Genomic DNA, 13,916 nt, shown 5'->3' with positions numbered 1-13,916 from the left:
GGTCCGAACCCAGGTGACGCGCCTTCTGCCACCTGGGCCGTCTCACGTGCTGGCACCACTTCGTGACACCCCGGCCGACCTGTTGATCACAGGGGCCATCTTCCGCGTAACCCGCTTTACGAAACGTTGACCCCGAAGTCGAGGGCGATGCCTCGCAGCCCGGACGCGTAGCCCTGGCCGACCGCGCGGAACTTCCACTCGCCGCCGTAGCGGTAGACCTCGCCGAAGATCATCGCTGTCTCCGTGGAGGCGTCCTCGGAGAGGTCGTAGCGGGCCAGCTCCACGCCGTCGGCCTGGTTGACGACCCGGATGAACGCGTTGCTCACCTGGCCGAAGGTCTGCCCGCGGTTGTCGGCGTCGTGGATGGAGACCGGGAAGACGATCTTCTCCACGTTGGCGGGCACCTTGGAGAGGTCGATGAGGATGGACTCGTCGTCGCCCTCGCCCTCACCGGTGAGGTTGTCCCCGGTGTGCTCGACCGAGCCGTCGGGGCTCTTGAGCTGGTTGTAGAAGATGAACCACTCGTCACCGAGCACCCGGCCCGAGTTGCACATCAGCGCACTGGCGTCGAGGTCGAAGTCCGCTCCGGTGGTGGAGCGTGCGTCCCAGCCGAGCCCGACCATCACTTGCGTGAGGTTCGGTGCGGCCTTGGAGAGGGAGACATTGCCCCCCTTGGCGAGCGTGACACCCATGTTTGGTCCTCCCCGGTGAAGCCGTTGGTTGTGCCGTGGTACCAGCACGTCCGGCGCCGCACTAGGAGTGTGCGGCGCCGGACGGGAAGTGGTGGAGCGCCCCGGGGCTCGGATCCCGAACCCCAGGGGTTTTCAGGCTCAGACGTTGACGCCGAAGTCCTGCGCGATGCCGCGCAGACCCGAGGCGTACCCCTGGCCGATGGCGCGGAACTTCCACTCCGCGCCGTGGCGGTACAGCTCGCCGAAGACCATCGCGGTCTCCGTCGAGGCGTCCTCGGAGAGGTCGTACCGGGCGATCTCCGCCTCGCCGGCCTGGTTCACGACGCGGATGAACGCGTTGCGTACCTGGCCGAACGACTGCTGGCGGTTCTCGGCGTCGTAGATCGAGACCGGGAAGACGATCTTCTCGATGTCGGCGGGGACCCCGGCGAGATTGACCTTGATCTGCTCGTCGTCGCCCTCGCCCTCACCGGTGGTGTTGTCACCGGTGTGCTCGACGGAGCCGTCGGGGCTCTTCAGGTTGTTGAAGAACACGAAGTTGGCGTCACTGCTGACCTTGCCCTCCGCGTTCGTCAGGATCGCGCTCGCGTCGAGGTCGAAGTCGGTACCGGTGGTGGTGCGGATGTCCCACCCCAGACCGATGATGACCGCGGTCAGGCCCGGGGCCTCCTTCGACAGCGATACGTTGCCGCCCTTGCTGAGGCTGACTCCCACGAGTACTCCCATTGGTGTCCGGGGGCGGGAAGCCCCGTAGTGCGTTGGTATCGGATCAACGTGCCGATCCTAGTGAGAGGTTCCCCGCCACCGCAGTCCCTGGGGCGCGAAGAATCCCGAAGTGTCGGCATCCAGGGCTCTACAGGGCGTCGAGCGCCTGTACGTACTCGTTCAGGTCCCGTGCGTCCGGCAGGGCGTTGACGACGGTCCAGCGGACGACACCCTCCTTGTCGATGACGAAGGTGCCGCGCACCGCGCAGCCCTTGTCCTCGGCGAAGACACCGTACGCGCGCGAGACCTCGCCGTGCGGCCAGAAGTCCGACAGCAGCGGGTACTCCAGGCCCTCCTGCTCGCCGAACACGCGCAGGGTGTGGATGGAGTCGTTCGAGACGGCGAGGAGCTGGGTGTCGCGGTCGGCGAACCGCGGCAGGTTGTCGCGCAGCTCGCACAGTTCGCCGGTGCACACGCCGGTGAAGGCGAAGGGGTAGAAGAGCAGCACCACGTTCTTCGCGCCCCGGAAGTCGGAGAGCTTCACGGTGGCACCGTGGTTGTCCTTGAGCTCGAAGTCCGGAGCCTTGTCGCCGACCCCGATCGTCTCGCTGACCATGGTCCTGCATCCCTCCACTAGATGGACCCGTCCGAGTGACCCACCCTACGCAGCGCCCCCACCGTGCCCCCAAAGGGACGAGGCCCCCGCCGACCGGAGTCGGCGGGGGCCTCCTGGCCTCGGCTGCGCCTCAGCGCTTCTTGGCCGCCGTCTTCGGCGTAGCCAGCTTCGTGCCGCTCCAGTCCTTCCCCACGCTGATGCCCTTGGTCTGGGACAGACCCGCGGTCGTCACAGCTTCGGCGATGTCGCTGGGCTCCACATAACCGTCTCGGCCGGTCTTGGGCGTCAGCAGCAGGACGGCGCCGCCCTCTTCGACGTACGTGGTGGCATCCACCAGCGCATCCGTCAGGTCGCCGTCGTCGTCTCGGAACCAGAGCACAACGGCGTCGGCGACGTCGTCGTACTCCTCGTCCATGAGCTCGCTGCCGATTACTTCTTCAATGGCCGAGCGGAGCTCCTGGTCGACGTCGTCGTCGAAGCCGATCTCCTGGACCACCTGCTCGGGCTGGAATCCCAGCCTGGCGGCCAGGCTCGTCCGCTCCTCCGCGTGGTCCGCGGTCGCGCTCACGGGTTGCCTCCTGATCATGTTCGGTAATGGGGTCCTCCCCGGCCCGGGCGAAGCCGAGATCCTGGGGAAGTTCAAGCCACGCGCGTGCGCGCAGCATTGGCCGTAGTCCACACGGGCGGGGCGGATCGCGCAAGTACCCGGCCGTCAAGACCGCCGAAACGGTGACGATCCAGGCCGTGTCGCCGCAACTCCAGTCAGGGAATCACAGCCGTTGGTGACACACACCACAGCAATCTGCCCGCTTTGTGAATTTCGGAACCCTACGAGGGTACGAGACTCGAATGCCTTTGCGGTACGCGTCACGGGTCGGGCGTATCGTTGCGATTTGCCGGACCCGCCCTTGGGAGAACGGTGCGAACGTGTCGGTTACCTCTCGGTAGAGATGACGTTTCCGCTCCCGAGGTACACGATGGGGAACGGTGCAGACGCCCAGGAAACCAGAGAAAAAGCAAAGTAAAAACTGAAGAAACCGAGAAGAAGCGGCCCCCCGAGAGCGAAGGAACAGCGTGGCTTCCGGACCCGATCGCAACCCGATCATCATTGGCGGCCTTCCGAGTCAGGTCCCTGACTTCGATCCCGAAGAGACCCAGGAGTGGCTCGACTCCCTCGACGCCGCCGTGGACCAGCGCGGCCGGGAGCGGGCCCGCTATCTCATGCTGAGGCTGATCGAACGCGCCCGCGAGAAGCGCGTGGCCGTTCCCGAGATGCGCAGCACCGACTACGTCAACACCATCGCCACCAAGGACGAGCCGTTCTTCCCCGGCAACGAGGAGATCGAACGGAAGATCCTCAACGCGACCCGCTGGAACGCGGCCGTGATGGTGTCCCGGGCCCAGCGGCCCGGTATCGGTGTCGGCGGCCACATCGCCACGTTCGCGTCCTCCGCCTCGCTCTACGACGTGGGCTTCAACCACTTCTTCCGCGGCAAGGACGGGGGTGACGGCGGCGACCAGATCTTCTTCCAGGGGCACGCCTCCCCCGGTATCTACGCCCGCGCGTTCCTGCTGGACCGCCTCGACGAGGCTCAGCTGGACGCCTTCCGGCAGGAGAAGTCGAAGGCCCCGCGCGCGCTGTCCTCGTACCCGCACCCGCGGTCCATGCCGGACTTCTGGGAGTTCCCGACCGTCTCCATGGGTCTGGGTCCGCTCGGTGCGATCTTCCAGGCGCGGATGAACCGCTACATGGAGGCGCGTTCCATCGCGGACACCTCCAAGTCCCATGTCTGGGCGTTCCTCGGCGACGGCGAGATGGACGAGCCGGAGTCGCTCGGCCAGCTGTCCATCGCCGCCCGCGAGGGCCTGGACAACCTGACCTTCGTCGTCAACTGCAACCTGCAGCGCCTCGACGGTCCCGTACGCGGCAACGGGAAGATCATCCAGGAGCTGGAGTCGCAGTTCCGGGGCGCCGGCTGGAACGTCATCAAGCTGGTCTGGGACCGCAGTTGGGACCCGCTGCTCGCGCAGGACCGCGACGGCGTGCTCGTCAACAAGCTGAACACCACGCCCGACGGCCAGTTCCAGACGTACGCCACCGAGACGGGCTCGTACATCCGCGAGCACTTCTTCGGGCACGACCACCGGCTGCGGGCGATGGTCGAGAACATGACCGACGACCAGATCCTGCACCTGGGCCGCGGCGGTCACGACCACCGCAAGGTCTACGCGGCCTTCGCGGCGGCCAAGGCGCACAAGGGCCAGCCGACCGTGGTCCTCGCCCAGACGGTCAAGGGCTGGACGCTCGGCCCGAACTTCGAGGGCCGCAACGCCACGCACCAGATGAAGAAGCTGACGGTCGCCGACCTCAAGGGCTTCCGCGACCGGCTGCACCTGCCGATCTCCGACAAGGAGCTGGAGTCCGGCGCACCGCCGTACTACCACCCGGGCCGGGACTCCGAAGAGATCCAGTACATGCACGACCGCCGCAAGCAGAACGGCGGGTACGTCCCGACGCGTGTCGTGCGCTCGAAGCCCCTCGCGCTGCCCGAGGACAAGACGTACGCGAGTGTGAAGAAGGGCTCCGGTCAGCAGTCGATCGCCACGACCATGGCGTTCGTACGGCTGCTCAAGGACCTCATGCGGGACAAGGAGATCGGCAAGCGGTTCGTGCTGATCGCGCCGGACGAGTACCGCACGTTCGGCATGGACTCCTTCTTCCCGAGCGCGAAGATCTACAACCCGCTCGGGCAGCAGTACGAGGCCGTGGACCGCGACCTGCTCCTCGCGTACAAGGAGTCGCCGACCGGGCAGATGCTGCACGACGGCATCTCCGAGGCGGGCTGTACGGCCTCCCTGATCGCGGCGGGTTCCGCGTACGCCACGCACGGCGAGCCGCTCATCCCGGTGTACGTCTTCTACTCGATGTTCGGTTTCCAGCGCACCGGTGACCAGTTCTGGCAGATGGCCGACCAGTTGGCGCGCGGGTTCGTACTGGGGGCGACCGCGGGGCGTACGACGCTGACCGGTGAGGGTCTGCAGCACGCGGACGGGCACTCGCAGCTGCTCGCCTCGACCAACCCGGGCTGTGTCGCGTACGACCCGGCGTACGGGTTCGAGATCGCGCACATCGTGAAGGACGGGCTGCGGCGGATGTACGGCTCCTCCGAGGAGCACCCGCACGGCGAGGACGTCTTCTACTACCTCACCGTCTACAACGAGCCGATCCAGCACCCGGCCGAGCCGGCGGACGTCGACGTCGAGGGCATCCTCGCGGGCATCCACCGCTTCGCGGCGGGGACCGCAGGGTCCATCCCGGCGCAGATCATGGCGTCCGGTGTCGCGGTGCCGTGGGCCGTCGAGGCGCAGCGGCTGCTCGCCGAGGACTGGGACGTACGGGCCGATGTGTGGTCGGCGACCTCCTGGAACGAGTTGCGGCGCGAGGCCGTGGAGGTGGAGCGGCACAACTTGCTCCACCCTGAGGAGGAGCAGCGTGTTCCGTACGTGACCCGGAAGCTGTCGGGTGCCGAGGGGCCGTTCGTGGCCGTCTCCGACTGGATGCGGTCCGTTCCGGACCAGATCTCGCGGTGGGTGCCGGGGACTTACCAGTCGCTGGGCGCGGACGGGTTCGGCTTCGCCGATACGCGGGGCGCCGCTCGGCGGTTCTTCCACATCGACGCGCAGTCGATCGTGGTGGGGGTGCTTACGGAGTTGGCGCGCGAGGGGAAGGTCGATCGGTCGCTTTTGAAGCAGGCGATCGATCGGTATCAGCTGCTGGATGTCGCTGCGGCGGATCCTGGGGCCGCGGGAGGGGACGCGTAACCCCTGGGCGGGGGGCGGTTCGGTGCGGGTGCGGGTGCGTGAGGGCTGGTTGCGCCGTTCCCCGCGCCCCTTAGGGCACCGGGGTGCCGCTTCTCGCATCCGTGCGGGTGAGTGAAGGCTGAGCGCGCCGTTCCCCGCGCCCCTTAGGGCATCGGGGTGTGGCCTGTTGTCTCGTGCGGGTGCGGTAGCGGGGAAGCTGGGGCGTAGCCCCGGTTTTAGGGGCGCGGGGAACTGCGCGGTCCACCCTCACTCGCCGCAGGTGCTTCGAAGGGGGCGGTCGGCTCCGCGACGGCCCCCCGGCGGCCCGCAGGCGGCAATCCGTCGCCGTCGGGGGCCGCCGGGACGAAGATGTCCCCCGTGCTCTCTCTGGAGGAGCGCGGGGGACATCTGTGCTTCTTGGCTCGGTCAGAACATCATTCCGCCGGGGGCCGCCATTCCGATCATCAGCACGATGGCCAGAACGGTGTCGATCGCACCGAGTACCACGGCGATCAATGCCGTTACCGGCCGGGCACCGTTCCAGCGGCGCCCCATTGCCAGCCAGCCGCAGACGATGGCCGCCGGACCGAGGATGATCCCCAGCACGAAGAATCCGGCGACCGCGCAGATGACTCCGATGATTCCGAGCGTCGCGCTGTCCGGCCCGCTCCGTGACCTCGTACGGCTACGCGAGCGAGGGTGTTTGCGCGAGGTGTGGCTGTAGCCCGCCATCATCAACTCCCTGGACCTCTGAGCCGACCGAAGGCCGGTCGGTTCGGGCTCGGAAGTCGGGTACCCCGGTCATGTCAATTCAGACGCGTACTTCTTTTGGACGGTTGCGCGGCGTGCTGCCCCCCTCCGGCAGCACGCCGCGGCTTCAACCGAACTGCCCGTTCCGTACAGATCAGTTGAGACCACTCTGACCCGGGTGACGGGCGGTATGAAAGTCATACGTAGAGGTGTCACTCAGATAGGCGAAAACCCCGCCGAGTGAACTCGGCGGGGTGTAAAGGGATTTCGAAAACCGAACTACGGACTGAGGGCTGACTGCGGCCTGACTACGGACTAGATGTGGCCGACTCCCGCGCCTGCCTCCGCGTTGGCGCCCCTCTTGGTGAGGAAGGCGACGAAGACGGCCACGACGGCGACGCCCGCCGCGACGAGGCTCGCCAGGCTCATGCCGGAGATGAACGTGTCGTGGGCGACGTCCGTGATCTTCGCGGCGATCTCGGGCGGCGTGCCCGGCGCCACCGGCGGCGCGCCGACCTGCACCGCTTCCGCGGCCTGGTCGAGCTCGGCCGGGGAGAGCTTCGGGAGCCCCGCGTCGGCCCAGTTGCCCGCGAGGTCGTTGTCGACCTTGGAGGCCATCACGGCGCCCAGGACGGCCGTACCGAGGCTGCCGCCGATCTGCATGGCGGCCTGCTGGAGGCCTCCCGCGACACCGGACAGCTCCATCGGCGCGTTGCCCACGATGACCTCGGTGGCGCCGACCATGACGGGCGCGAGGCCGAGGCCCAGCAGCGCGAACCAGATCGACATGAGCCCGCTGCTCGTGTCCGTCTCCAGCGTCGACACACCGAACATGGCGATGGCCGTGAGCGCCATACCGCCCGCGAGCGGGACACGCGGCCCCGTCTTGCTGATCATCGCGCCCGCCAGCGGGGAGCCGACGATCATCATGCCGGTGAGCGGCAGCAGATGCAGACCCGCGTCGATCGGGCTCATCCCGTGCACGTTCTGCAGGTAGAAGGTGACGAAGAACAGGCCGCCCATGAAGGCGATCGCCATGAGCACCATCAGGACCACACCGGCCGACAGTGGTACGGAGCGGAAGAGGGCGAGCGGGATGAGCGGCTCGCGCACCCGGTTCTCCCAGAACGCGAACAGGGCGAAGCCGACCACCGAGATCCCGAGGAACGACCAGGTCAGAACATCTCCCCAGCCCCACGCCGGAGCCTTGATGAGCGCCCAGACCAGACAGAACATCGCGCCGGACAGCAGCGCGATGCCGAGCAGGTCGAAGGAGCGCGGCGCGTTCTTGGCCCGGTGGTCGGTCAGGATCACCGCGCCGAGGACGACCGCGAGGATGCCGACCGGCACGTTGATGAAGAAGACGGACTGCCAGCTGACGTGCTCGACGAGCACTCCGCCGAGGATCGGGCCGCCCGCGGTGGAGGCACCGATGACCATGCCCCAGATGCCGATCGCCATGTTCAGCTTCTCGGCCGGGAAGGTGGCCCGCAGCAGACCGAGCGCGGCCGGCATCAGCAGCGCGCCGAACAGACCCTGGAGCACCCGGAAGGTCACCACGAAGGCGATGCTGTCGGAGAGCCCGATGGCCCCGGAGGCCGCCGCGAAGCCGACCACGCCTATCAGGAAGGTCTGGCGGTGGCCGAACCGGTCGCCGAGCTTGCCCGCCGTGATCAGCGTGACGGCGAGCGCGAGGAAGTAGCCGTTCGTGATCCACTGGACGTCGGCGAACGTGGCACCCAGGTCCTTCTGGATCGCCGGGTTCGCGATGGCCACGATGGTGCCGTCGAGGGCCACCATCATGACGCCGACGGCCACGGTGATGAGGGTGAACCACGGGTGGCCGCGCAGCCCCGAGGCCGGAGCCGGGCCGGAGGCGGTCGGGGCCTCGTCGGCCGGGCCCGTCTTGTCGACGGTGGTCTGACTAGTCATGCGTTCGAGGTTAGTGACAGCCACTGACAATTGACAAACCAATTCACAATTCGGTAACTGACAAGTCATCCGCGGGGCGGCCACGCGCCACGGACGGACACCTGGGCGCCCACTGGGGACAGGGAAACCGGGGACAGGAAAGAGGACTCATGGACACGGCGCCACGACCGGGCCTGCGCGAGCGCAAGAAGCAGCGCACGCGGGACGCGCTGGTGCGGTCCGCCCTGGAGCTGTTCGCGGCCCAGGGCTACGAGCGGACGACCGTCGACGAGATCGTCGAGGCGGTCGACGTCTCCCAGCGGACCTTCTTCCGGTACTTCGCCGGCAAGGAGGAGGCGGCCTTCGCCGTCCAGGAGATGACCGAGTCGCACTTCCTCGACGCGGTACGCCAACGCCCGCCCCACGAGGCCCCCTTGGACGCGCTGCGCCGGGCCGTCATGGCGAGCTGGGACACCATCGGGGAGGCTATCGAGGCGGTCGTGCCGATCGAACTGCACATGCGCACCTACCAGTTGATCGAGTCGACCCCCGCACTGCTCGCCACCCACCTGCGGCGTCACGAGGGACTGGAGGAGCAGCTCGCCCGGCTGATCGCGCAGCGGGAGGGCGTCGACGTGGACGCCGATCCGCGCCCGCGCGTGGCGGTGGCCCTGTTCGGCGGTGTGATGCGGCTGGCGGCCCGCCGGTGGGGCGCGGGCGAGGACTTCAGCGTGGCGGCGATGCGCGAGCTGACCGCCTCGTATCTCGACCAGATGGGGCCCGCGTTGATCGAGAACTGGCACACACGCGACAAAGAGGACCGCGAGGACACCCGGGACACCCCGTAACTCAAGAGCAGGGACTACTTTGCCCCAATCACCCCAACAGAAACGTGATCCGCCTCACTCGGTTAACGCGAGACCCTCTCGTTCTCCTAGTGTGTCCTTTCAGTGACTTCCTTCGACTCCACACCCCAACTCAACGTCTGGCGCATGTTGCTCGCGCTGGCCGTGGTGTTCGTGATGCTCGGGACGACCGGCTGGACCGCGGTGCGCGGCCACCGGGGGGCGGCGACACCGATCGCGGCCTCCCTCGCCGCCTGGGAACGCGGTCACATAGGCGGGCACCGGCTGCCGGACCCGGACCGGACGACACCGATCCGGCTGGCCCAGTTCTTCGCCTCGCTCGACACCCGCCAGCGGGCCCGGCTCGCCGCCCGCTACCCGCTCGCGGTCGGCAACATGAACGGGGCGCCGGTGGCCCTGCGCTACCGCGCCAACCGGATCGCCCTCGGCCAGGCACGCAAGGTCGAGATCGCCCGCATGCACGACAAGCGGCTCTCCGCGGTCGGCCAGCGCGACGCGGGCCGCCGGATGCACCGCTACGAGGCCCTGATGGCCGGCAAGCGCCGCATCCTCGCCTTCGACCCGATGGGCTCGGGCCGGGTCGCGGAGGTCTTCGGAGACCTCGGCAGGGCCGAGCGGGTCTCGGTCGTGGTGCCCGGCGTCGACACCGACCTGCTGACCTTCCAGCGCACCGAGCGCCAGTACACGGCACCGGTCGGCATGGCCAAGGCCCTGTACCGCGCCGAGCGGGAGGCCGGCCCCCGGGCGCGTACGGCCGTCATCGCGTGGGCCGACTACACGACACCGAACGGGCTCGGCATGGACGCCGCCACCGGAACCCGCGCCGAGGAGGGAGCCGTCCGGCTCGCCGCCCTCGTCCGGGCCCTGCCCGGCCGCTCCCGCGTCGCGCTGTACTGCCACAGCTACGGATCCGTGGTCTGCGGGGTGGCCGCCCACTCACTGCCGCCGCGCGTCTCCGACATAGCGGTGGCGGGCAGTCCCGGCATGCGGGTCGAGCGGGCGGCGCAGTTGCGCACCGCGGCCCGGGTGTGGGCCGTGCGGGACTCCGACGACTGGATCCAGGACGTACCGCATCTTGAGGTCGGCGGGCTCGGTCACGGCGCCGACCCGATGTCCTCCGACTTCGGCGCGCGGGTGCTGTCCGCGCGCGGGGCGAAGGGACACACCGGGTATTTCGAGCCCGGGACCGACAGCCTGCGGAACTTCGCCGAAATCGGTATTGGCGCGTACCGCGCGGTCAGCTGCGCGCGCGAGGACGACGTGTGCCGGGAGGGTCTGCCCGGTACCGCCGAAGCCGGACGCGCGTAGAGGACGAGGAAAGTGCGGGCCGCTCAGGGAGGGGACTAGGAAGCGCATGCCGCATACGATGGCCCGCATGGGTGACGTACTGGCCGGATTTCATGCCGCCTGGGAGTTCGAGTCCGACTCCGTGCTCATCCGCTTCGAACGGGGGATCCGCACGCCGAAGCTGTTCCAGGCACTCGGTGAGCGGCGCATCCCGCTCGACGCGATCGCGTCGGTGACGCTGACGCCCGGCAAGCGCGGGACGGTCGTCCTGCGTGCCGAGCCGAGGGCGGGCGCGGATCCGCTGATGGAGGCAGCCGCGGGGCAGCTGAGGGATGTGTGCGATCCCTACCGCCTCGTGCTGCCCGCCGAGCGCGAGACGCTCGCCGAGTACTACGCGGACGAACTGCGCGCGATGCTCGGGCCCGCGGACGCGGGTCCCGCCGAGCGCTATCTGGTGCGGCCTCCCGAGACGCCGCTCCAGTTCAAGGCGTACGACGGGAAGGCGTCCTTCGACGGGAAGTCCGTGGCCTTCCGGTGGTTCTGGACGGGGGCCTCGTCCGCGAAGTGGAAGGCCGGCGACCAGACGTTCGCCGTCGCCGACCTGTGCGGGGTGGAGTGGCGTTCGCCCGAGATCTTCGAGGGGCATCTGCGGTTGCTGCGCCGTGAGGCGGGCGGCCGGCCGGGGCAGGCGGATCAGGATCCGGCCGCCGTCGTGTTCGGGCTGGGCTACGGGCCGGTGCACGAGTCGCTGCCGTTCGCGGCGGCCGTGCTGGCGGCGGCGCGGTCCGGGGGGCCCGCGGTCCTGCCCGACGTGGCCTCGGGGCCGCCGGCCGCCGGGGTGGTCCCGGTGGTCCCGCGGGCGCGGCGGGATCCGGCGGACATCGCCGAACGGATCCGGCACCTCGGTGAGCTGCACGAGGCGGGGCTCGTCACGGACGACGAGTTCACGGTGAAGAAGGCGGAGCTGCTGGCGGAGCTGTGAGCCCCACGGCGGTACGCCGGCCTGAGCGCGTCTGCCGAGTGCGCAGTTCCCCGCGTCCCTGAAAGACACCGGGTGCGGGTGTGCTGTAGCCGGCCGCGCAGTTCCCCGCGCCCCCTAAAAACACCGGGTGCGGGCGGTTGTCGCTGGCCGCGCAGTTCCCCGCGCCCCTGCTTTTCATCCTTAGGGGCGCGGGGAACTGCGCGGCCCGGGGGCTACTCGCGGCCCGCTGACGTGAACGTCATGTCCGGGTAGCGCGTGCCCGCGACCTTCTCGGCGATGGGCTCCAGGACCGCGAGGTCGGAGTCGGTCAAAGCGATACGCGTCGCCGCCGTGTTCTCCTCCACCCGCGTGCGCCTACGCGTCCCCGGGATCGGCACGACCGGCAGCCCGTGCACGTCCGCCTGCCGGTGCACCCAGGCCAGCGCGATCTGCCCCAGGGACGCGTCATGGGCCTCGGCCACCGTCCGGATCGTCTCCAGCAGACCCGCGTTCACCGCCGCGTTGTCCCCCGTGTACCGCGGCTGCTGGCGGCGGAAGTCACCGGCGGTGAGGTCCTTGGCCGCGTCGGCGAAGGAACCGGTGAGGAAGCCGCGCCCCAGCGGGGAGTACGGGACCAGCGTCACGCCCAGCTCACGGGCCGCGGGGACGACACCCGCCTCGATGTCCCGGCTGAACAGCGACCACTCCGACTGGACGGCGGCGATCGGGTGCACGCTCTGCGCGGCCCGCAGCTCCCCGCCCGTCACCTCGCTGAGACCGAGCTGCTTGACCTTCCCCTCGCGGACCAGCTCGGCCATCACGCCGACGGTCTCCTCGATGGGGACGTTCACATCACGGCGGTGCATGTAGTAGAGGTCGATCACGTCGACGTCCAGGCGCTTGAGGCTCGCCTCGACCGCCTGCCGGATGTACGGCCCGTCGTTGCGGATGATCCGCTTGGTCGGCTCGTCCGGCGGGATCGTCATGGCGAACTTCGTCGCGATGACCACCTCGTCGCGGTGCGCCGCGAAGAACGGCGCCAGGAACCGCTCGTTCTCCCCCTGCCCGTACGCGTCGGCCGTGTCGTAGTGCGTGACGCCCAGCTCCAGCGCGCGCTCCAGGGTGGCCCGTGCCTCCTCGGCGTCCGTCGGGCCGTACGCGAAGCTCATGCCCATGCAGCCGAGGCCCTGCACGCCGACCTCGGGGCCGCCCGTGCCGAGCGGTGCCTTCGCGATCCTGCTGTCCGTCATCGGGACCTCTCCGACGCCAGGGCCTGCCCGGCGTCCGCATAGAAATTGATCTTCCGGTCGAGCACGGCGAGGGTGTCCTGGAGCTCGGCGATCCGGGCCCGCACATCCCGCCGCGTCGCTTCGAGAAGCGCGAATCGGTCCGCGTACGTTTCGTCGCCCGCGCGCACCATCTCCGCGTACCGCACCATGTCGGCGACCGGCATCCCGGTCAGCCGCAGCTTGCCGACGAGGTCGAGCCAGTCGAGGTCGCGGTTGCTGTAGCGGCGCTGGCCCGTGTGGGAGCGGTCGATGTGCGGCATCAGCCCGATCCGCTCGTACCAGCGCAGCGTGTGCGCCGTCAGGCCGGTGAAGGCGACGACCTCGCTGATCGTGTACTGGTCCCGGCCGTCGGGGCGCCTGAGCGCCTGCGGCGGGGGCACGCAGACGTCGGTCCCGGGCTCCGTGGTCTCCATCACCGTCATGGCCCCCACGCTAAAACCTTGGAGTGCACTCCAAGCAAGCGGAAGAAGATGAAATTCCGACGACACGGGGCGCCGCGCTGGCTAGCGTGCCGATCATGAGCCTTGTACGCCGGGCCGTGCCCGAGGACGCCGAGGAATTGCTCCGACTGCGTCAAGTCCTGATCGACTCGATGGCGGGGGCGGACACGTCCACCGGCTGGCACGCCGAGTCCCTGGCCACCGTACGGGGTCGGCTGGCCGATCCCGACGGGGGTTTCGCGGCCTTCGTCGTCGACCACCCCGAGCGGCCTGGGGCACTGGGGGCGCTCGTGGCGGGGACCGTGGAGTACCGGATCGGGCGGCCCGGGAATCCGCACGGGCGGATCGGTTACGTGTTCAGCGTCGCGACGGATCCCGGTGTGCGGCGGCGGGGGTACGCGCGGGCCTGTATGGAGGAGCTGGTGGTGTGGTTCCGGGAGCGGGGGGTCGGGCAGATCGATCTGACCGCCTCGCCGGAGGCCGCGCCGCTGTACGCGTCGATGGGCTTCGTCCGGACCCCGGATCCGTTGATGCGGCTGAAGTTCTGACCGGCCGCCCCTGAAAGGCGGGTGCTGCCCGAACCCGGTGCCGCACGGTG

General features: G+C 69.1%; 13 protein-coding genes. 5 read left to right on the top strand and 8 right to left on the bottom strand.

Annotated elements, in window-relative coordinates; all coding sequences use genetic code 11:
• Positions 1-116: 116 nt before the first annotated feature.
• The 4 genes from IE278_RS32135 to IE278_RS32120 form a co-directional block, all read right to left on the bottom strand.
• Positions 117-692, bottom strand: coding sequence for a TerD family protein (locus IE278_RS32135; protein ID WP_189777241.1), 576 nt, complete (start codon positions 690-692; stop codon positions 117-119).
• A gap of 138 nt (positions 693-830) precedes the next feature.
• Complete coding sequence (locus IE278_RS32130) at positions 831-1,406, bottom strand: TerD family protein (RefSeq protein WP_055617911.1); 576 nt, start codon at positions 1,404-1,406, stop codon at positions 831-833.
• A 139-nt stretch (positions 1,407-1,545) separates the two neighbouring features.
• The gene (locus tag IE278_RS32125; RefSeq protein ID WP_189777239.1) at positions 1,546-2,013 is read right to left on the bottom strand and encodes a peroxiredoxin; all 468 of its coding nucleotides are present in this window, start codon (positions 2,011-2,013) and stop codon (positions 1,546-1,548) included.
• 130 nt (positions 2,014-2,143) lie between these two features.
• The gene (locus IE278_RS32120; RefSeq protein ID WP_055519877.1) at positions 2,144-2,581 is read right to left on the bottom strand and encodes a DUF3052 domain-containing protein; all 438 of its coding nucleotides are present in this window, start codon (positions 2,579-2,581) and stop codon (positions 2,144-2,146) included.
• A gap of 506 nt (positions 2,582-3,087) precedes the next feature.
• Between IE278_RS32120 and aceE the strand changes: the two genes are divergently transcribed.
• The gene (gene aceE / locus IE278_RS32115; protein ID WP_189777238.1) at positions 3,088-5,835 is read left to right on the top strand and encodes a pyruvate dehydrogenase (acetyl-transferring), homodimeric type; all 2,748 of its coding nucleotides are present in this window, start codon (positions 3,088-3,090) and stop codon (positions 5,833-5,835) included.
• A gap of 405 nt (positions 5,836-6,240) precedes the next feature.
• Here the strand turns inward: aceE and IE278_RS32110 are convergent, their stop codons facing one another.
• Positions 6,241-6,549 carry a small hydrophobic protein gene (locus IE278_RS32110; protein WP_189777236.1) on the bottom strand — a complete coding sequence of 103 codons (309 nt, stop codon included), beginning with the start codon at positions 6,547-6,549 and terminating at the stop codon, positions 6,241-6,243.
• Between the two features lie 330 nt (positions 6,550-6,879).
• Complete coding sequence (locus IE278_RS32105) at positions 6,880-8,496, bottom strand: MFS transporter (protein WP_189777234.1); 1,617 nt, start codon at positions 8,494-8,496, stop codon at positions 6,880-6,882.
• Positions 8,497-8,645: 149 nt separating this feature from the next.
• On the opposite strand from IE278_RS32105, the gene IE278_RS32100 reads away from it, so the two are divergent.
• From IE278_RS32100 to IE278_RS32090, 3 genes are all read left to right on the top strand, one after another.
• Positions 8,646-9,323 (top strand): TetR family transcriptional regulator, encoded by a 678-nt coding sequence (locus IE278_RS32100; RefSeq protein ID WP_189777233.1) that lies wholly within the window; start codon positions 8,646-8,648, stop codon positions 9,321-9,323.
• Between the two features lie 102 nt (positions 9,324-9,425).
• Positions 9,426-10,649 carry an alpha/beta hydrolase gene (locus IE278_RS32095; protein WP_189777231.1) on the top strand — a complete coding sequence of 408 codons (1,224 nt, stop codon included), beginning with the start codon at positions 9,426-9,428 and terminating at the stop codon, positions 10,647-10,649.
• 58 nt (positions 10,650-10,707) lie between these two features.
• Positions 10,708-11,610 (top strand): DUF4429 domain-containing protein, encoded by a 903-nt coding sequence (locus IE278_RS32090; protein ID WP_246570965.1) that lies wholly within the window; start codon positions 10,708-10,710, stop codon positions 11,608-11,610.
• Positions 11,611-11,822: 212 nt separating this feature from the next.
• Here IE278_RS32090 and IE278_RS32085 read toward each other — a convergent pair whose 3' ends face one another.
• Both IE278_RS32085 and IE278_RS32080 read right to left on the bottom strand, forming a co-directional pair.
• Positions 11,823-12,839: an aldo/keto reductase gene (locus IE278_RS32085; RefSeq protein ID WP_189777227.1), complete on the bottom strand. Its 1,017-nt coding sequence runs from the start codon at positions 12,837-12,839 to the stop codon at positions 11,823-11,825.
• Complete coding sequence (locus IE278_RS32080) at positions 12,836-13,300, bottom strand: MerR family transcriptional regulator (protein ID WP_189777225.1); 465 nt, start codon at positions 13,298-13,300, stop codon at positions 12,836-12,838. Before IE278_RS32080 ends, IE278_RS32085 begins: the two co-directional genes overlap by 4 nt.
• A gap of 95 nt (positions 13,301-13,395) precedes the next feature.
• On the opposite strand from IE278_RS32080, the gene IE278_RS32075 reads away from it, so the two are divergent.
• Complete coding sequence (locus tag IE278_RS32075) at positions 13,396-13,866, top strand: GNAT family N-acetyltransferase (protein ID WP_189777223.1); 471 nt, start codon at positions 13,396-13,398, stop codon at positions 13,864-13,866.
• Positions 13,867-13,916: the final 50 nt, after the last annotated feature.

The sequence above is a fragment of the Streptomyces tauricus genome (assembly GCF_014650955.1).
In the GTDB taxonomy this organism is placed as follows: domain Bacteria; phylum Actinomycetota; class Actinomycetes; order Streptomycetales; family Streptomycetaceae; genus Streptomyces; species Streptomyces tauricus.
This window is presented reverse-complemented; position numbering and strand designations above follow the sequence as displayed.

What these genes read in the sequence shown, in the direction of transcription:
- IE278_RS32100 (WP_189777233.1), top strand. Translation starts at nt 8,646, where the DNA reads ATGGACACGGCGCCACGACCGGGCCTGCGCGAGCGCAAGAAGCAGCGC.
- IE278_RS32085 (WP_189777227.1), bottom strand. Translation starts at nt 12,839, where the DNA reads ATGACGGACAGCAGGATCGCGAAGGCACCGCTCGGCACGGGCGGCCCC.
- IE278_RS32075 (WP_189777223.1), top strand. Translation starts at nt 13,396, where the DNA reads ATGAGCCTTGTACGCCGGGCCGTGCCCGAGGACGCCGAGGAATTGCTC.
- IE278_RS32080 (WP_189777225.1), bottom strand. Translation starts at nt 13,300, where the DNA reads ATGACGGTGATGGAGACCACGGAGCCCGGGACCGACGTCTGCGTGCCC.
- IE278_RS32110 (WP_189777236.1), bottom strand. Translation starts at nt 6,549, where the DNA reads ATGATGGCGGGCTACAGCCACACCTCGCGCAAACACCCTCGCTCGCGT.
- IE278_RS32105 (WP_189777234.1), bottom strand. Translation starts at nt 8,496, where the DNA reads ATGACTAGTCAGACCACCGTCGACAAGACGGGCCCGGCCGACGAGGCC.
- IE278_RS32090 (WP_246570965.1), top strand. Translation starts at nt 10,708, where the DNA reads ATGGCCCGCATGGGTGACGTACTGGCCGGATTTCATGCCGCCTGGGAG.
- IE278_RS32135 (WP_189777241.1), bottom strand. Translation starts at nt 692, where the DNA reads ATGGGTGTCACGCTCGCCAAGGGGGGCAATGTCTCCCTCTCCAAGGCC.
- IE278_RS32125 (WP_189777239.1), bottom strand. Translation starts at nt 2,013, where the DNA reads ATGGTCAGCGAGACGATCGGGGTCGGCGACAAGGCTCCGGACTTCGAG.